This is a genomic window from Actinomyces gaoshouyii (assembly GCF_002072175.1).
GTDB lineage: Bacteria > Actinomycetota > Actinomycetes > Actinomycetales > Actinomycetaceae > Actinomyces > Actinomyces gaoshouyii.
In genome coordinates this window covers 141,244-159,331 of record NZ_MVIV01000005.1, presented here as the reverse complement: position 1 = coordinate 159,331, position 18,088 = coordinate 141,244, and the positions used below count along the sequence as shown (strand labels likewise).

11 protein-coding genes are annotated in these 18,088 nt (G+C 72.8%); 7 read left to right on the top strand and 4 right to left on the bottom strand.

Going from position 1 to position 18,088, the window contains the following annotated elements; all coding sequences use genetic code 11:
- A partial coding sequence (locus B1H50_RS06290; RefSeq protein ID WP_198939978.1) for a histidine kinase occupies positions 1-775 on the bottom strand: 775 nt, incomplete at its 3' end.
- 362 nt (positions 776-1,137) lie between these two features.
- Here B1H50_RS06290 and B1H50_RS06285 point away from each other — a divergent pair.
- A complete protein-coding gene (locus B1H50_RS06285; RefSeq protein ID WP_080462918.1) occupies positions 1,138-1,956 on the top strand; it encodes an ATP-binding cassette domain-containing protein in 819 nt (272 codons plus the stop codon).
- Positions 1,953-2,693: an ABC transporter permease gene (locus B1H50_RS06280; RefSeq protein WP_080462917.1), complete on the top strand. Its 741-nt coding sequence runs from the start codon at positions 1,953-1,955 to the stop codon at positions 2,691-2,693. Before B1H50_RS06285 ends, B1H50_RS06280 begins: the two co-directional genes overlap by 4 nt.
- 462 nt (positions 2,694-3,155) lie before the next feature.
- Here the strand turns inward: B1H50_RS06280 and B1H50_RS06275 are convergent, their stop codons facing one another.
- Positions 3,156-5,606, bottom strand: a complete 2,451-nt coding sequence (locus B1H50_RS06275) for a (Fe-S)-binding protein (protein ID WP_080462916.1) — start codon at positions 5,604-5,606, stop codon at positions 3,156-3,158.
- A 209-nt stretch (positions 5,607-5,815) separates the two neighbouring features.
- Positions 5,816-6,097, bottom strand: coding sequence for a DUF4235 domain-containing protein (locus B1H50_RS06270; protein WP_080462915.1), 282 nt, complete (start codon positions 6,095-6,097; stop codon positions 5,816-5,818).
- 401 nt (positions 6,098-6,498) lie between these two features.
- Here B1H50_RS06270 and B1H50_RS06265 point away from each other — a divergent pair, with 401 nt between their 5' ends.
- From B1H50_RS06265 to B1H50_RS06245, 5 genes are all read left to right on the top strand, one after another.
- Positions 6,499-7,605 (top strand): thiamine ABC transporter substrate-binding protein, encoded by a 1,107-nt coding sequence (locus B1H50_RS06265; RefSeq protein WP_080462914.1) that lies wholly within the window; start codon positions 6,499-6,501, stop codon positions 7,603-7,605.
- Positions 7,606-7,729: 124 nt separating this feature from the next.
- The gene (locus B1H50_RS06260) at positions 7,730-9,487 is read left to right on the top strand and encodes an ABC transporter permease (protein ID WP_229657814.1); all 1,758 of its coding nucleotides are present in this window, start codon (positions 7,730-7,732) and stop codon (positions 9,485-9,487) included.
- Entirely contained in the window at positions 9,472-10,590 is a 1,119-nt protein-coding gene (locus B1H50_RS06255; RefSeq protein ID WP_080462913.1) for an ABC transporter ATP-binding protein, read from the top strand. The genes B1H50_RS06260 and B1H50_RS06255 overlap by 16 nt, the downstream gene beginning before the upstream one ends.
- A gap of 599 nt (positions 10,591-11,189) precedes the next feature.
- Positions 11,190-15,545, top strand: a complete 4,356-nt coding sequence (locus tag B1H50_RS06250) for a hypothetical protein (RefSeq protein ID WP_080462912.1) — start codon at positions 11,190-11,192, stop codon at positions 15,543-15,545.
- Between the two features lie 160 nt (positions 15,546-15,705).
- Positions 15,706-16,569, top strand: a complete 864-nt coding sequence (locus tag B1H50_RS06245) for a glutathione S-transferase family protein (RefSeq protein ID WP_080462911.1) — start codon at positions 15,706-15,708, stop codon at positions 16,567-16,569.
- Between the two features lie 141 nt (positions 16,570-16,710).
- Here the strand turns inward: B1H50_RS06245 and B1H50_RS06240 are convergent, their stop codons facing one another.
- A complete protein-coding gene (locus tag B1H50_RS06240; protein WP_080462910.1) occupies positions 16,711-18,051 on the bottom strand; it encodes a DUF4921 family protein in 1,341 nt (446 codons plus the stop codon).
- Positions 18,052-18,088: the final 37 nt, after the last annotated feature.

Below are 18,088 nucleotides of genomic sequence, written 5' to 3'. Positions count from 1 at the left end.
TGATGGCTTGGGTGAGGCTGGGGGTGGGTGCTGTGGGGGTGGGGGTGTCTTGGCGCAGGAGGCGCAGCATGGTGCGCAGGTCGGTTACCGACCGATGACCCATCGCCGCGATCTCGTCGAGGAGTGCGGCGACGCGCGGCTCCTCCTCCGCCAGGGGGCGCGCGGCCTGGACCCGCATGACCATCTGGGTGTTGGCGCGGGCGAGGGTGTCGTGCAGGTCCCTCGCGATCGCGGCCCGCTGCGTGCTCAGAGCCGCCTCCCGGAGCCTCCTCTCCCGCGCCACCATCTCGTGGGAGTAGCGCAGGACGAAGCCGATATTGGCGCCCGAGGCGAGCAGGAACACCTCAACCAGCGGCACATCCGTCAGGGGATAGCCGAGGATGAGCGCCGCCAGCCAGCCGGTGGGGAAGCAGAGGAAGAGTGAGGCCGCCTGGCGAACCCTGCCGTCGACGATGAGCAGGGGGATGATGGTGATGCTCGCCAGGAGCGCCGCGGTCAGGAATGACCTGGCCACGAGTGGGACGGTGACCACCATGAGGACGCAGGTGACCGTCCAGGGGAATCGGCGGCACAGCACTGGCGCGGGCACGGACAGCAGGGAGGCCGTCGTGTACAGGTCAGTGCCATTCGCGCTGAGGTCGGCTCCGGCCAGGAGCAGGAGGAGAGCGGTGAGAACGCCGCGGACCGTCCACTGGATACGGGGTGCGTGAGGCCGTTTCCGCCACGGGGTGCGGGGAGCGGGGAGCGTCCCCAGGGGTGCGGATACCGGGCTCATATAGCGAGGCTAGCCCACCTTCCTGGACGGAAGGTGGGTCAGTCGGCGACGGTGGTGTTGCATCCGCCACGGGGTCGACGGCTCCGCGTCCATGGCGGCAAGCGGTCATCGCCGTCGACCTCAGGGCGAGCGATCCGCCTTTGGGAGGAGCGGCGTCGCGCGGAAGGCAGGATTCCGCCCCGGCGGCTGAGAGGCGATGCTGAATTGAGTCCGACGGCAGCCGGCGACCCGCCTCCTGCCGACCGGTGTCCGGGATCGCATCCATCGCGGTCGCGGATGTAATGAACCCTGATACTGCGACCGACTGCTGAGCGCCTGACGGCAACTGCCACGACGCGCTCCGGCACGGGAGGATTGAGCCCATGACCGCTGCCCTCGGCGCCTTCGCGACGCGCGATGGCCACGCCGCCGCGGTGAGCGCTCGGGGCGTCAAGCAGTCCTTCCGTGGGCGGGAGATCCTCCACGACGTCGACCTCGTGGTGGAGCCCGGGTCTTTCCACGGGCTGATCGGTCCGAGCGGAGCGGGCAAGACCGCGCTGCTGAAGGTCCTCTACGGCGCGCGGCGGGCTCAGGCCGGCGAGGTCTCCCTTCTCGGCCGCGCCCCCGACGGCCGCGACTGCGCGCTCCTGGCGCGGGTCGGCGTGCAGGGCGCGGTATCAGCCTTCTTCTCGCATGCCACCGTGTGGGAGCACCTGAGCACGGTGGCCTCCCTCATGGGGGCATCTCAGGCCCGCGCCCACCAGTTCCTCGACCAGATGGGCCTGGGCAGGCTGCGTGACTGGCGCGTGGAGTTGATCCCGGTGGGCGCCCGTCGAATGCTGGTCCTCGCCTCCGCGATGGTGCACCACCCGGAGGTCCTCTTCCTCGACGAGCCCATGGCCGATCTGGACACCTCGGAGCGAGCCGATCTCCTGGACGCGCTCGATGAGGCGCGTGACGAGGGGACTACCGTGGTCTGCGCCGCCCGCCTCCTCGGCGAGCTGGGGACCCTGTGCGATGCCGTCTCCGTTCTCGATGAGGGCCGAGTGGTCGCCGTCGGGCCGGCCTCCTCCTTCGTCGCCGACTCGAATCGGTGCCTGACCCCGCAGCTCGGTAGGACCGCTTCGCACCGGCCTCGGGGCCGCATCGGCGCGCTCGATCCCATGCCCGGTGTCCTGGGTTCCAGGGGGGTGCTGGCATGAGCCCCTACAAGGCGCTGACCCGCTCACTGGCCCGGACCTACCTGCGCGATCCCGTTGCCCTCGTCTTCTCCCTCGTGCTGCTGCCCGTGCTGCTCGTCGGCCTCACGTTTGCCACGGGCGGGCGGACCGTCGCGGCCTCGGGCCCGGTGCTCGACGTCATCGGTCCCGGCGTCATGACCTTCGCCGCGGCCTGCACCGGGGTGCTCGCCGGCGCTCGCGGTGTGGCCGATTGGCGGGACTCGGGCCTGGGAGCGCTTCTGCGCTGCGCGCCGGTGCGGGTGCCCACGCTCCTGTCCGCCGTGCTCAGCGTGGCGATCGTCGTCGCGCTCGTGCAGGCGCTCGTCCTCGCCGCCATCGGACTCGGCATGGGCGCCGGGATGACCGCTACGGCATGGATCCCCCTCGCTTTGGTCCCGACCGTCCTGGGGACGTTCCTGTTCTGCTCGGTCGGCGTCCTCGTGGGGGTCGTGGCACCGTCAGCCGCGGTGGCCACCGCCGTCGTCCTGGCGATCGTGGCTCCCATGGTCATTCTCTCGTCCGCTGCCGCGATGACTGGCTCCCTCCCCGGGGTCCAGGCCCTTTCCTCATTCCTTCCCACCACATACCTGCTGGATGGGCTGCGTTGGCCGCTGACGAGTGTCGGCGATGCCGCCCACGCCCTGTTCGGCTGGTCCATACTCGCCGCTGGCGGCGCTTCTCTCTTCGGGGCCGCCACGTGGTGCATGCGCTGGGAGTAAGCGGATTTGTGCGAGGGCCAAGCGCCCCGCCGAAACCACGCGCATGGTGAAAGCGCCTCTGCCCATCTCGGGCGGGGGCGCTTTCGCCTGTTCGAGCAGGCGGTGGCCGCCGCCCACCGGTCACCAAGGGCTGATCTTCCGATTACCGGCTTCTCAGTTACCTGCCGCTGGTCACTGGTTACCTGCTGCGAGCCGCTGGCTGTCGGTCGCCAAGGATCAGTTCCCGCCCGCCAGCCACCGCTCCTCGGGTCTTCCCCGCGCTGCGCCTTCGCCCCCGAGATACCGTTTCACCTCGAAGAAACCGTCTCGCCCCGGTGTTGCGCCCTCAAACTGCGAGAATGAGGGCGCAACACCGGGGCGAGACGGTATGTGCGGGCTGAGACCGTATCTGCGGGGTGAGGCGGTATGCATTGCGGGCCGTGTTCCAGTTGGGGGCGCGGCCCGTCCGCGGTCCACTCCCGCTCAGGCCTGCTGGCCCCGGTGGACGGCTTCGAGCATGAGGGTGGCGACGTCGGCGACGCGCACATCCGCCCCCTCGCCGGCGACGCCGTCGGAGAGCATCGTGGTGCAGAAGGGGCAGGCGGTGGCGATGACTCGCGCGCCCGTGCCAATGGCCTCGCGTGAGCGCTCGACGGCGATGCGCGTCCCGATGGACTCCTCCATGAATGCCCTCGCCCCGCCGCCGCCGCAGCAGAAGGCCTCCTCGTGGTGGCGGGGCATCTCGACGGCGGTCGCGCCCGTGGCCTCCAGGAGCTCGCGCGGCGGGGAGTAGACGCGGTTGTGCCGCCCCAGGTAGCAGGCGTCGTGATAGGTGACAGCGGGGATGGTGCTGGGGACGGTACTGGCGGCGGTGGGTGAGGCGGCGCCGTCCCCCGGGGCGCTGCCGGCGCTGTCCGCGGCCCCGCTCCCAGACTCGGGCGGGGCCGGCCTCAGGCGCCCTTCGCGCACGAGGCGGTTGAGCAGCTGCGTGTGGTGCAGGACCTCGTACTGGCCGCCGACCTGCGGGTATTCGCGGGCCAGGGTGTTGAAGCAGTGCGCGCAGGTGACCACGATGCGCGTCGCCCCGGCCTCGCCGAGGGTTTCGATGTTCTGGGCGGCGAACATCTGGAAGAGGATCTCGTTGCCGGCGCGGCGGGCCGGGTCGCCGGTGCAGGACTCGGCGTCGCCGAGCACCGCGAAGCTCACCCCCGCGGTGTGCAGGAGCTCGGCGACGGCGCGGGTGGTCTTCTTCGCGCGGTCCTCGAAGGCCCCGGCGCAGCCCACCCAGAAGAGGTAGTCGACGTCGGCTGCGGACTCCACGTCGTCCCCGATGACGGGCACGTCGAAGTCGAGTCCCTTGGCCCAGTCCATGCGCTTGCGGGCCGCCAGGCCCCAGGGGTTGCCCTTGGACTCGAGCTTGCGGAACATGCCGCCGAGCTCCTTGGGGAAGGCGGACTCCATGAGGACCTGCTGGCGGCGCACGTCCACCACGTGGTCGACGTGCTCGATGTCCACGGGGCACTGCTCCACGCAGGCGCCGCAGGTGGTGCAGGCCCACAGGACATCGGCGGGGATGACATCGCCCGCCAGGGGGGCGGGCCGGGCGGCGACGCCGGTCTCGGTGGGCGCGGCCTTGGCGGCCAGCAGCGCGCCGAGGATGTCGCCGGTGTGGGCCGAGCCCGGGGCGAGCCCGGCGCTGCCGGTGGGGCTGGAGATGCCCCGGGTGGGCAGGACGTCGTCGTCAACCTCCTCAGGGGCGACCCCGAGCTCGGCGGCGGCGCGCAGGTAGGGCGCGGCGGCGGCCGCGTGGTCGCGCAGGGCCAGGGTGAAGAGCTTGGAGGACAGGGGCTTGCCGGTGTTCCAGGCGGGGCAGAGGTCCTGGCAGCGGCCGCACTCGGTGCAGGTGTTGAAGTCGAGCAGGCCCTTCCAGGTGAACTCCTCGATGCGCCCCACGCCCAGGCGCACCTCGGGGCCAGTGCCCTCGTCGGCGGCCTCCATGGCGGCGTCGAGGTCGTCCATCGTCTGGGCGGTGAGGGGGCTGCCGTTGGGCAGCGTGATGGGGGCGAGCGGTCCGAGGGCCTTGGAGCCGTCGAGCTCGCGGCGCGCGTAGATGTTGATGAAGGCGAGGAAGCGGTGCCAGGCCACGCCCATGGACGGCTGGCGGCCGACGACGACGAACCACGCCATGGATACCATCACCTTGATGGTGGCCACGATGGTGATCGCGGCGGCCAGGCCCGTGTATCCCAGGGGCTCGAGCGCGGGGCCGACCCAGGCGGTGAGCGGGAATCGCGTCCAGGTGGCCAGGGCGCGCTCCGCGGCGTCGGGGGAGGCGGCCAGGTGAGCGTGCTCCAGCATCCGCAGTGCGAGGACGCAGGCGACGACGGCGGCGATGATCCCCTCCACGAAATGCGCCTGGCGGGCGGTGGAGCCGGCGAAGCGGGAGGTGCGGGGGCGCGCGCCCCCCTCGGAGTCGGCGGCGTAGGGCGGTTCGGCCGCGCCCCGGCGGGTGAGGCGCCGGCGCACGGCCACGAGGTGGATGATGCCGGCCAGGCTCAGCCAGGCGATGATGTCGACGACCCACCCCCACCAGGCGGCGTGCCCGAGAAGCGGCAGGGTGAAGGCCGCGCCGCCGAGCACCTGCCCGTACCCGGTGACCAGGGTGAGGAAGAGCAGCGGGAAGCTGATCATGACCAGCCAGTGGGCGGCCCGGATCCAGGGGCGTCTCCGGAAGGCCCGGTGGTTGAGCGCGGCGGAGAGGGAGAGCCAGGCGCGGCGGCCGACGGGGCGCAGGCGCTCGCGGGGCACGGAGCGGCCGACCCGCAGTCTCCGGGCGATCGTCAGGCAGGCGCGGCCGAAGACGGTCACGCCGACGATGGTCGACACGAGCACGATGGCGGCGCAGACGGCCTGGAGAACCTCGAGCGATGTCACGGGCCCCAGCCTACGTGTGCGGCGGCGCCCCGCCCGTCATCAGGGCCGGCTGGTGAGCGCGTATGGGAGGGTGCGGGGCCCGGGGCGGTCGGGGCTGAGGGTCGCGTTGCGCAGGAGGCGGTCGGTCCGGTCCGGGTCGATGATCAGAGACCATCAGGCTCGGGGCCAACGGTTCCACGGCCCGCGACGTTCGGGAATGGGGAGTTCTCTCAGGAGGTGAGGGGGTTGTGGCCACGACCGCCGTACCAGGCGGCCGCCTTGCGGAGGGCGAGCTCGCGGGTCACGGCCAGCGCGGCTCCGGAGAGGGCGGCGAAGGCGACGACCTCCATGAGCCGGTAGTCCAGGAGCTGGGACTCGTCGTTGGGGGCCGGCTTGCCGGTGACGGTCTTCCAGACGGTGCCCAGCGCCCTGTCGGCGACGAAGCCGGCGGCCAGGGTGGCGACGGCAGCAGTCGCCTTCCAGGCGAAGTCAACGGTGGTCTTGCCGGGCATGGCGGGGCTCCTTCGGTCGGCGGGCGATGCGATGGGACGATCATGCCCCATCTTTGCGCCCTCACCCTCGAGATACCGTCTCATCCCAGCGCTGCGCCCTCAAACTGCAAGGATGAGGGCGCAACAGCGGGCCGAGACGGTATCTGCGGGCCGAGGGCGCAAGAAGAGGAAGGGGAAGAGATCCGGGGCGCGCAGTGGGACCGCATGACCCGCGCCCGGCTATGCTGGGGCCACTACGACAGGGGAGCGCCGAATCCCGCCGCCGATGGTGGGGCGGGCGCTGAGAGTGCGGGGAACCGCAGACCCTCGAACCTGCTCCGGCTCGCACCGGCGAAGGAAGTCGAGTTCTCCCCGCGCGCCGCCCGGGCGCGGGCCCTCCAGGCACTCGACCAGGAGGCACCATGACCGCTACGACCACCCCGACCAGCCCCAATGCTCCGCGCCGCACGGCTCCCGCGCCGATCCTCACCCGTCGTGCCCTGCTCGCCGGCTCGGCGGCCGTCACCGCTGCCACCGCCCTGACGGCCTGCGGCAAGAAGGGCGGCGACGACGCCAATACGATCACCGTCCTCACCCACGACGACTTCAACCTCCCCGAGGACCTCCTCGCCGCCTTCCAGAAGGACTCCGGCCTGACGGTGTCCATCTCGAAGTCCGGCAGCGGCGGCGAGCTCGCCAACCAGCTCGTCCTCACCAAGGACGCGCCACTGGGCGATGCCTTCTTCGGCGTCGACAACTCATTCATCTCCCGCTTGGCCGCGAGCGGCGTGGTCGATCCCGCCTCCACCATCACCCTGCCCGCCGGCGCCGAGGACTACCTCGTGGACGGCGCCGCCGCCATCGCCCCCATCGATTTCGGCGAGGTCGCCCTCAACTACGACGTCGCCTACCTCACCGATCACGGCCTCACGCCACCAGCCTCCTTCGAGGATCTCACCAAGCCCGAGAACAAGGGGCTCGCCGTCCTCATCAACCCCTCCACCTCCACCACCGGCCTGTGCTTCCTGCTGGCCACCATCGCGCATTTCGGGGAGGACGGCTTCGCCGACTACTGGAAGCGGCTCGTGGCCAACGGCGCCAAGATCGTCGAGGGCTGGACCGCCGCTTACAGCGTCGACTTCTCCGCGGGCGAGGGCAGGGGCGCCTATCCGATCGTCCTGTCCTACTCCTCCTCGCCCGCCGCCACCGTCAGCGCCGATGGGACGACGTCGACCACCGCCTCCGTCCCGGCCACCGCCTTCCGGCAGATCGAGTATGCGGGCGTCCTGGCCGGCGCCAAGAACCCCTCCGGCGCCAAGGCCTTCATCGAATGGCTCCTCACCAAGGACGTCCAGACGGCGATCCCCGACTCGATGTACATGTACCCCGTCAGCGCCGAGGCGACGCTCAGCCCCGCCATGACGACCTTCGGCGCCCTCTCGGCCTCCCCGCTCGCCCTCGATCCCGCCGCCATCGCCGACAAGCGCGAGACCTGGCTCGCCGCCTGGACCGAGGCCGTCGGGCAGTGAGGCCGGGGCCGGGTGCGGGGCGGCTCTCGCCTGTGGCGATGCCTCCACGCCAGGCAGGGGTGGGGGCGGCCCTCCGCGGGCGTGGCGGGGCCGGCGGGAGCGCCCCGAGGAACGAGGAGCGCGGATGGTAGTCCAGGAGGGCCGCCCTCGGCCCGGGCCTCATCGTTCGGGCCCCTCGCGCACCCCGGGGGAGGCGATCGGTTGGGCGGCGGCGGTCGCGGTGCCGCTCGCCTTCCTCGCGGTGCTGTTCTTCTGGCCGGTCGCCACGCTCATGGGTCGCGGCCTCGCCCCCGACGGCGCCCTCGACCTCACCGGCTTCGCCGAGGTCCTCACGGCCCCGCGCACCTGGCGGATCCTTGCCCAGACCCTCACTCAGGCGACGGCGGCCACCGTGATCTGCGTCGTTCTCGGCGTGCCCGGAGCGCTCGTTCTCTACCGGCGCTCCTTCCCGGGGCGCGACCTCCTGTGCGGGATCGTTATCGTGCCCTTCGTACTGCCCAGCGTCGTCGTCGGCGTCGCCTTCCACGCACTGGTCACGAAGGGCGGGCCGCTGGGAGGCCTCGGCCTGGACGGGACGCTCACCGCCGTCGTCGCCGCGCTGGTCTTCTTCAACTACGGGCTCGTCGTGCGCACCGTGGGCACCATGTGGTCCCGGCTCGACCCCCGCGCCGTCGAGGCCGCCCGCGCGCTCGGCGCCTCGCCGTGGCGGGCCTGGCGCACCGTCACCCTGCCGAGTCTCGCCCCCGCGATCGCGTCGGCCGCCTCGCTCACGTTCCTGTTCTGCGCCACCGCCTACGGGGTCGTGCTGGTCCTGGGCGGGGTGGGGATCGGCACCATCGAGACCGAGATCTACGTCCAGACCGCCCAGTACCTGAACCTGCGCGCGGCCGCCGTGCTGTCCGTCGTCCAGCTCCTCGTCATCGCCGCGGCCCTCTGGGGGGCCGAGCGCGCCCGCGCCGCCTCCACCGCCCGGCTCCGCCTGCGCCTCGACGTGCCCGCCACCCCGCTGCGCCGTGCCGACGTCCCCGCGCTCGCGCTCACCGCCGTCACCATCGGGGGGCTCCTGGCCGCCCCCGTGCTCGTGCTCGTGGTCCGCTCCCTGCGCCGGGGCGGGCGGTGGACTCTGGCGAACTACACGGACCTGGGCACGCGCGGCCAGGGGGGCGCCCTGCTCGTCACCGTCTGGGAGGCCGCCGCCACCTCCCTGCGCGCGGCCGTCGTGGCGGCCGCGATCGCGCTCGCGGTGGGCAGCGCGGTGAGCCTCGTGGTCTCGCGCAGCCCCCGCAGCCGCGCCCTGGCCCGTGCCGTCTCGCTCCTCGACGCCGCCTTCATGCTGCCGCTGGGCGTGTCCGCCGTGACGGTCGGCTTCGGCTTCCTCATCACCCTCGCCCCCACGGGCCTGACGGCGTCATGGTGGATCCTGCCGCTCGCCCAGGCCGTCGTGGCCGTGCCGCTCGTGGTGCGCACCCTCCTGCCGGCCCTGCGAGCCATCGATTCCCAGCAGCGCGAGGCCGCTGCCGCCCTCGGTGCCGGTCCGGGGCGCGTCCTGCTCACCGTCGATGGCCCGCACCTGGCGCGCGCCGGGGGCCTCGCCGCCGGATTCGCCCTGGCCACGAGCCTGGGGGAGTTCGGGGCGACCTCGTTCCTCGCTCGCCCCACCGAGCCGACCCTTCCCGTGGTGCTCTACCGTCTCATCGGCCGTCCTGGCGCGCAGAACCAGGGGATGGGCTTGGCCGCCGGTGTCATCCTGGCCGTCGGCACCGCCGTCCTCATGCTCGGCTGCGAGTGGTTGCAGAACCGCTGGGCGCGCCGCGAAGGCGCGCGTCCCGGCGAGCCCGGTACCCCTACGACCAGCAGGGAGGCCCTATGGCAGACGGACTGAGCATCGACGGGCTGCGGGTGGTCTACTCCGCAGGCCGGGGCGCTGGGCCGGTGGTGGCCGTCGACGGCGTCGGCCTGGAGATCCCCTCCGGGCGGATCACCGCGCTCCTGGGGGCCTCCGGGTCGGGCAAGTCCTCGTTGCTGCGTGCCGTGGCAGGCCTGGAGCCCGTTGCGGCCGGCGCCATCCGCTGGGACGGGCGCGACGTCGTCGCCACCCCGGTGCACAAGCGCGGATTCGGGCTCATGTTCCAGGAGGGTCAGCTCTTCCCCTTCCGGGACGTCGCCGGGAACGTCGGCTACGGGTTGACGGGCATGACCCGGGCCCAGCGGGCGCGCCGCGTCGCCGAGATGCTCGATCTCGTCGGTCTGCCCGGCTACGCGGCGCGGCCCATCACCACCCTGTCCGGCGGGCAGGCGCAGCGCGTCGCCCTGGCTCGAGCTCTCGCGCCCCGGCCCCGGCTCCTGCTGCTCGACGAGCCCCTGTCCGCGCTCGACCGCGCTCTGCGCGAGCAGCTCGCCGGCGACCTGCGCGCCATCCTCACCGAGCATGGCGCCACCGCCCTCTACGTCACCCACGACCAGGACGAGGCGATGACCGTCGCGGATGAGGTTGGTGTCATGGAGGCCGGACGGCTCTCGCGCCTGGCCGCCCCCGAGGCGCTGTGGGCCGATCCGGGCAGCGCGGGCGTCGCGGCCTTCCTCGGCTTCGCCCCGATCCTCGCCCGCGAGCAGGCCGAGGCCCTGGGCTGGGGGAGTCTGCTCGCGGGCGACCGGCCGGGCGCGCGGGGGTCGCGGCTAGACGGAGCCGGCGTCGGGCTGGCGCTCGCCCCAGGGGCGCTGAGCATCGTCGGCCCGCAGGAGGGCGGACCGGGAGCCGATGGCGCTGGGACGCGCGGCTCCGCGGAGCTTCCGGGGGCGAGCGGGACGGTGCTCGCCAGGCGGATGCGCCGAGGCGGGATCGAGGTGGATGTCTCCCTCGATGTCCCTGGTGGGCCGGCCGTCGTCGCTGCTGGGGCGGGCGGGGGCAACGGGTCGGCGAACGGGGTTGGCACGAGGGTCCGCCTGGGACTGGATCCGTCCCGCACCGCCATCATCGAGTTCTGATCGTGTCCTGCCGGCCGGGGTGTCGACTTGACGCGAGCGAATGCCCGACTAATCACATCCCGGCCTGAACGGCGGTATTCCCCGATACCCTCCCTACGAGGGGTCTGATGACGCGCGATCCCGGGCGAGACCCCATCGTCGAGCAGCAGCATGATTCGCGCAGGAGGGAGGGGCTCATGGCGGCGTTATCCCTGGTAGGCGCGCATGCCCCCTCGCCAGTGATGGGCCGCCGCGTCGGGCCTCTCACTCCGTGGCGCACTCTGCGACGCGGATCACAGAACGGGTGTCGAGGCCGGTCGCCTGTGATCAAAACGCAACCAGAGTATCCTCTGCCCCATACGTCACGGGAATATCACGAAGGAGGGCTGATCGGCGCCCCCGGGCCCGGTCTTTCGGCGTATCGTCAGATGCCCGAGGGCCCTCCGATCCTCTCGTCTCGGCCCGGGCGTCCCGGCGGGTTCCCGTCCTCTCCGGCCTTCCGGGCTTCCCGGGCGCATCCCGCGCCGCCCCCGGTGCCGGGATAACGGGGCCGGATCCCCTCCCGCCATGACCTCCCGTCGGCTTCCTGAGCCGCCCTGACCGCCATCGGAAGGACCATCATGACAACCCGCGAGGACATCACCGCCAGGCTCGCACATACGGCCGGCCTGGAGCACACGCCGGCCGTGTCAGCGCTGACGGCCGAGGCCGTCACCTGGGCGGATGCCCTTGGCGCCGAGGTCCTCCAGGTCTCCTCCCGGGTCGCCCTCACCCGCGAGTACTTCCTGGGCAACGAGCAGTGGCGGGCGCTGGACCCGCTCAACTGGAGCCTCGCCCGGTTCTCCCAGCGGCCCGAGCTGTTCAGCTCCGAGGCGTTGCGCACTCTGACCTGGGACTGCACGTGGGCGGTGGCGGTCGCCGCGAGCAATCCCGCGGTCTCGGTGGAGCAGCTGCGGTTCCTCACGCGCAAGGTCGAGGCCTTCCACTCCTCCCAGGGCGGTGCGATGCGGGGCATCTACGGGCAGCGCTCCAAGGTCGCCTCCCTCCTGGGCCGCGAGGATGAGGCCGCCAAGGCCCTCGCGCAGTGGCGGCGCGCCGAGCCCGAGGAGGACCCGGCCCGCGACATCTACCAGCCCCTCCTCGAGATCGATTGGGCCACTCGCAACGAGGAGTGGGACCTCGCGGTGTCCACCGCCGCCCCGATCCTCAGCGGCGACGTGGGCGTGGGGCCGATGCGCGAGACCGTCCGCGCCGCCTCCCTCCTCGCCCTCCTGGCCTCGGGCCGCCCGGCAGCGGCCTGGAACGCCCACCTGCACGCCTACCGGGCCCAGGAGTCCAGCCCGGGCAGCCTGCGCTCGATAGCCCTGCACTGGCAGTACCTCGCCCTGTCCGGCAAGCCCGACCGCGCGCTCACCCTCCTGCGCCGCCACCTCGGCTGGCTCCCGACGGCGGAGTCCGGCGAGGTCCTCCTGACGGCCCTGCGCGGAGCGGCCCTCGTGCTGCGCGAGGCCGAGGCCGCGGGATGGGGCAACGAGATCCTCGGCGCCGACGCTCCCGTCCAGGCCACCTGGTGCCCCGATCCGGGCATCCCGGCGGTCGTGCGCATCGCCCAGGCGCGCGTCGACATGGAGGCCTGGGCCCGCCGCCTGGCCGGCCTCTACGACCGCCGCAACGGCAACCGCACCATCTCCGAACAGCTCGATCGCGACCTGGCCCGTCCCGTCATCGGCGACGGCGGGATCGTCCTGCCCTCGGCCGACTCCGAGCATCCCGGCACGGAGCCCCTCGACGAGAATCCGCCCCACAGCGCCCACGTCTCGCGCCTCGCCGGCCTGCTCGACCCCGACGACCAGCGCAGCCGTCGTGAGAATGACGCCTGGGCCGCCACCTTCGGCAGCCAGTCCGGCGAGGTCGGCATTGACGCGGCCTCCCTCAAGGGGGAAGCGCGGGCCGCCGCGATGTCCCCCGCCACCCCGGCCGGTGGGCAGGCGAGCATCGGCGCGAAGGAGACCGGGGGCATCACGGGCTCGGCCGGAAAGGCGGGCGCCGCCGGTTCCGAGGGCGCCGTCGGCACGCTCTCCGCTGCCTCCGCCCAGGCGGCGCCCTCGTCCGCGCCGTCGGCCGTCTCAGCGCAGATGGCCCGGACGGCGCCACCGCCCCAGCCGGGCCAGGAGAGCATCGCCGGGCCGACGGACATGACTCCCGCCACCCCCGCCAGAGGCCACGCCCGCGTCCCCGCGCTCGGACCGGGCGGCCGCGGCGGCGTCCTTATGCCCGACTCCGTGCCGACCGCGCCCAGCAGCGGCGATGAGCGCCCTCCCTCCACGACCGCTCACGAATTGGTCGAGGATGTTCCGACGGCGCCGCACCAGCCAGTGACCGTTTCGGCGAGCCCGGCTGCTCCCGCCGGCCCCGCGGCCCCCTCCCCTGAGGTGGCGCGCCCGGACGGCATCGCCGCCCAGGCCTTCAGCGGTCCGGTCCGCCGCTCGATCGTGCAGCGGGTCGCCAATGAGTTCTCCGCCGAGGAGATCACCCCCGTCGAGGGGGCCGCCGATCGTGCCGGCGCTCCGTCCCGACCAGCCGCCTCGCCCGTCGCATACGGGTACGTGGCATCGCCGTCCCCGGCCTCCTCGAAGAGGGGCACCGTCCCCAATTGGGTCAGGGTGGCGCGGGCGGCCGAGGCCGCCCAGGCTGCCCGCTTGGCCCAGTACACTCAGGCCGCCCCGGCGGGCGAGGCCCCCGCGCCGCCGCCGGGCCCCGTCCCGCCCCCGCCACCACTGGTCTCCCCGGCGCCCGCCCCGGCCCTGACCGCTCCCGCCATCCTGGCCGATGTCGCCGATTTCGCCGATTTGAGGACCCCGACCACCCCGCCGGATGCCACGAGCTCCGATCCCCTGGCCGCCAGTAGCGCCGGGACTCCGTCAGTTCCGAGGAGCGTCTGCGCGCCCGCGACCCAGTCCGCGCCGCCCGCAGATACGCTGGTGACTGGCCCGATCCTGGCGCCCGCCTCCCCAGCGTCCCCGGCGCATGCCCCGCTGCCCGCGCCGATCGCGGAGCCCGGCTCCGACGCGGGCAGTGCCGGCAGCGCGCCCCACGCGCCGAGCGTTCCCGGCTCCCCGGAGGCCGTCAGCGCCCAGAGCGCCCCCGGCGCTGCCGTGGCCCCGACCGTCCTGCCCGAGCAGCTCGTGCCCGCCACCCCCTCCGGTGTGGGGAGCCGCTGCAAGCCCGAGCCGATCATGGAGGACACCTTGGCCCCCGACCTCGAGGGCCCCTACCCCGAGCTCGAGATCAAGCCCGTCATGCCCGTCTACGGCCCCAAGGATGCCGTCCTGCGCTACTCGCGTTCGCTGGCCAGGCTCGGCGCGGACCTGGATGGATTCGTCGTCGTCGACCGCGTGGCCGCCGGCGGGATCCTCGAGGCGGACTGGCCGGGCCCCGCCAACTTGCAGATCGAGACCGCCTTCCTGCGCGCCGACGCCAAGCGCCTCCTGCGCGACCACCAGGGCGCCATCCGTGAGCGCCACCGCATGCGCTCCTCCATCGGGGCGCGCGACGGCGAGCTCGGCTTCCTGCGCCTGGACATCCTCAGCCTGCGCGACGAGTTCGCGGCCGACGCCGCGGACGTCCCCGAGGGCGAGGGCCTCGACGCCGTCCGCGCCGCCGCCCTGTCCGAACGCGCCCATCACTACCTGGAGGCCCTGTGGGGGCTCGTCCAGGACTCCCTGGAGCGCCTCGGCGCGCTGGAGCGCGCCGGCAAGCGCGACAGCGCCGTCCAGGGCACCGAGTACCGCCGCCTCGTCCAGATGGGCAACACCGCCGCCGATCTCGCCCAGGTCCTCTCGGCGCTGTCCGACCCCGATGGCGCCGATGCCGCCATCGCGCTCTTCGAGTGGATCCTCGACGCCGTCCCCGAGGGGTTCCACGGCGACCATCCCGCCGACGACCTCGACCTCCTGCGGGCCCGGCGCCTCAACGAGGCCGGCTTCCCGCATCGCGCCAGCGACCTGGCTGACGGCGTCCTGCGCCGTCACGATCGCACTCCCGTGCTCGCCGCCGTGACCGCCCGCACTCTCCTCGCCGAGACCACCGCCGCCGATCACGCCACCAGCGTCTCGCTGGAGCAGCGGCGCGAGGCGGCCGACGCGCTCACCGCTCTCAAGGCCCCCGTGAGCGGCCCACTGGCCACGGTCTCACTGGGCCGCGCCCTGGCGCAGGACGGCCGTCCCGCCGAGGCCGTCGAGGCCTTCTCCGCAGCCCTGTCCGAACTGGGCGCCATCGACGCCCCCGGCGTCGAGCTCTACGTCCGGGGCCTGCTCGCCTCCGCGCAGTCCGACATGGGGGAGAGCCGGGGCGCCGTCGACAACGCCACCGCCGCTGCCCGGATCCTTGTGCGCGACGGCCACGTGGACAGGGCCATCGAACAGCTGACCACCGCGGTAACGGCCGCCGCCGACCTCGGCGACAACGCCACCACCGCCGACCTGCACCGCCAGATCGCAGACCTCCATGGCACAGGCACTGAGGGCGGCAAGCGCCACCGCTCTCGCTCCCTTCGCGAGGCCGCCCGCGCCATCGTTGACGCGCCCGGCCGGGACGAGGCCGCCGAGCATCTTGACGAGGCGCGCATCCTCATGGAGGAGTCGCGCGAGCTGCTCGTGGAGTCCTTCTCCGGGAAGGACCGGGCCTGGGAGCGCGGCGCCTGGCACGACGCCTATGCGTTCATCCTGGGGCGCGTCGGCCATGACTCGGAGGTCGTCCCGTACTGCGAGGCCGCTGTCGAGGGATTCATGGCCAAGGACGACCGCCAGGCCGCAGCGGAGTCGCTGACCCGCATGATCCGCGCGCTCATGGAGCTCGATGAGCGTGATCAGGCGCGCCGCGCCTGCGAGCGCGTCCGCGAGCTCCTGGCCGATCCGGCATGGGAGGGCAGCGATGCGCTGGCCTTCGTCGACGAGGTGGCCCCGGCCCTGGCCTAGTGGGCGACGCGGTTGTCGTCCGGCGGGGGATCGTGGGCAGGGCCACCGATGAGCGCCGCAAACACTGCGCGGACCGCATGACAGGGCTCGCGAACTGGGGGACCATGTCCCTGTGGGGGTGACGTCGCCCTCCGCCGCGCACCGAGCACAGGGAGTTCTCATGGCCATCGCCACCTCGCACCGCTTCTCCGCCGACGATCTGCCCGTCGAGGCGGGCCGCTACCGGCTCGTCGCCTCGCCATCATGCCCCTGGTCGCGCAGGGTCCTCATCGCCCGGCGCGTGCTGGGCCTGACCCAGGCCATCGCGCTGTCCATGTGCTACGACCGGGGGGAGGATGGTTTCTGGGAGTTCACCGGCCCCGATGGCGAGCCCGGTACCGATGCCGTCCTGGGCGCCCGCTCCCTGGCCGAGGTCTACGCCACCACCCCCGGCTACGCCCCGCCCCCCACCGTCCCGGCCCTCGTGGACACCACCACCGGGCAGGTCGTGTCCGACGACTCCGGCACGCTTCTGTTCGACCTCGCCACAGCCTGGTGGGACCTGCACCGCGAGGGGGCCCCGGACCTCTACCCCTTGAACCGCCGCAACTCCACTGATGCCTGGGACGAGTGGATCGGTGAGCACATCAACCGCGGCCACGCCGTCGCCACCCACTGCGAGGACGAGGCTGAGGCGGCCGTGGCCGCGCAGGGCGTGCTCGTGGCCTTCGACGTCGTCGACACGATGCTCGCGCGCGCCACCCGCATGCACCCCTCTCGCGAGGGCGGCATGACACTGGTGGATCTACCACCGCTGTCCTCGCTCGTGTCCATCGGCCAGTTCCTGTGCGGCACCGAGCCCACCGGCTCCGACATCCGCCTGTTCACCACCGTCCAGGCCTACGAGTACGGCGGCCGCCAGTCCTACCCGGGCGGCGAGGCGCCCCAGATCAGCTTCTGGCCGGCCCTGTCGCGCTGGTTCCGCGCCCTGGAGCAGCGCCCCGGCTGGGTCAGCTCCGACGAGCGCGGCGCCCTGGGGCTGTGAGGCGAGGGACGACAACTCTCCGGCAGCAGCGCTCATCGGGCGGATCCTCACGCACTGGTGCGACCGCGGGACGGCGCACTGGGGGGCTCCATCGCGCGGAAAGCGCGCCGTCCGATTCCCTCCGGGAAAAGGACCGCACGCTCATCTGCTCAGGACGGGGTTGTAGAGGAGGCGGTTGGGGGTGGTCGGGCACTCCTCGCCCACCGACATGGGTGCGATGAGGCGGTCCGCCCGCAGATCCTCCAGCCGCGCCACCACGCGCTCGCGCAGGTTCCACGGGTCGATCGTGTTGAGGTAGATCTTCGTGCCGCCCTCGAAGCCCGCCAGCGTGGAGACCCTCCACTTCAGCGTCACATGCCACGGCATGGGCTGATCGACGTCGATCGGCTTGTGGTGCCACTCCTCATTGCTCGGCACGTCGGCACCCGTGGCGGCGTGCAGGGCGTGCAGGAGATCGGCGACGGCATCGACCTCCTCCCGGCTCATCCGCCACGGCTCGCAGATCGCCGATGTCGAATACACCTCCAGCGTGGGGTAGCGGTGCCCGAATCCCGCGAAGGCCACCGCGTGCTCATTCGACGCCACGAGCAGTCCCTGGTAGGCGGCGTAATCCACCGCCATCTCGTTGTACAGGTTCGGGTTGGCCCGCACCTTCTCCAGCTCCAGCTGGGCGGAGACCCCGCGCTCGTCGATCGCCACGAGCTGCTTATGCAGATGGTCGAAGGACGCGCCGGCAGGCCGCAGCCAGTTCTGGAAGACCGCCACATAGCGCACCCACCGGTTCGCCTCGTAGAGGTCGTGCATCGCGGACACGGCCAGGCGGATGTAGGCGCGGTGCTCAGTCGCGCTGAGCGTTCCCGAGCCCGCCAGGCCGGCCGAGTCGATCGCGTCGTCGGTGAAGTGGCGCCGGCTCACGATGACGTCGTGCCCGCTGGCGAAGAACGAGGCCAGGTAGGCGCGCCGCTCCGCGGCCCCCCAGGTCTCCCACATCGCAGGGTCGGTCCCGGAGGCGCGCAGCTTGGCCCGGGCGATGGATGCCGCGTGCTCGGCGCCGGCCGGATCGGCGAGATAGGCCTCCATGCGCTCGCGGGCGGCGTCGGGGATCTCGAAGCCGTGGTTGGCGCGCCAATAGTCGAAGGAGACGATCTCGAAGAGGTTGGGGATGCGTCGGAACTCCGCCGTCGTCGCGGCCAGCTCGGAGGCGGGGACGCCATCGATCCGCTCGAAGCCCCCGCCCGCTCCGACGACGACGCGCGACTTCTCCGGCGGGGTCTCGAAGTAGCGGCCCGAGCAGAACGCGCAGGCCCGCTCGCGCTCCCCGGGCGCCAGCGGGTGGCGCCCGGCGACGGGATGGGCGATGGGCCGATTCCCGCGCCCGGGCACGGTCCACACCTCCGTGCCGGTGAAGGGGCTGATCTGCTTGATGGTCCCGTCGGCCAAGCGGGTGAGCGGCTCGGCGGTGGGGGAGTACGGCATGAGCATGCCCCCATTCTGGCCCGTCCATCCGTCCCCGGAGTGG

Excerpts from the sequence above, each read along its gene's own strand:
- B1H50_RS06250 (WP_080462912.1), top strand. The coding sequence starts at position 11,190 with ATGACAACCCGCGAGGACATCACCGCCAGGCTCGCACATACGGCCGGC.
- B1H50_RS06255 (WP_080462913.1), top strand. The coding sequence starts at position 9,472 with ATGGCAGACGGACTGAGCATCGACGGGCTGCGGGTGGTCTACTCCGCA.
- B1H50_RS06240 (WP_080462910.1), bottom strand. The coding sequence starts at position 18,051 with ATGCTCATGCCGTACTCCCCCACCGCCGAGCCGCTCACCCGCTTGGCC.
- B1H50_RS06280 (WP_080462917.1), top strand. The coding sequence starts at position 1,953 with ATGAGCCCCTACAAGGCGCTGACCCGCTCACTGGCCCGGACCTACCTG.
- B1H50_RS06245 (WP_080462911.1), top strand. The coding sequence starts at position 15,706 with ATGGCCATCGCCACCTCGCACCGCTTCTCCGCCGACGATCTGCCCGTC.
- B1H50_RS06285 (WP_080462918.1), top strand. The coding sequence starts at position 1,138 with ATGACCGCTGCCCTCGGCGCCTTCGCGACGCGCGATGGCCACGCCGCC.
- B1H50_RS06270 (WP_080462915.1), bottom strand. The coding sequence starts at position 6,097 with ATGCCCGGCAAGACCACCGTTGACTTCGCCTGGAAGGCGACTGCTGCC.
- B1H50_RS06260 (WP_229657814.1), top strand. The coding sequence starts at position 7,730 with ATGGTAGTCCAGGAGGGCCGCCCTCGGCCCGGGCCTCATCGTTCGGGC.
- B1H50_RS06265 (WP_080462914.1), top strand. The coding sequence starts at position 6,499 with ATGACCGCTACGACCACCCCGACCAGCCCCAATGCTCCGCGCCGCACG.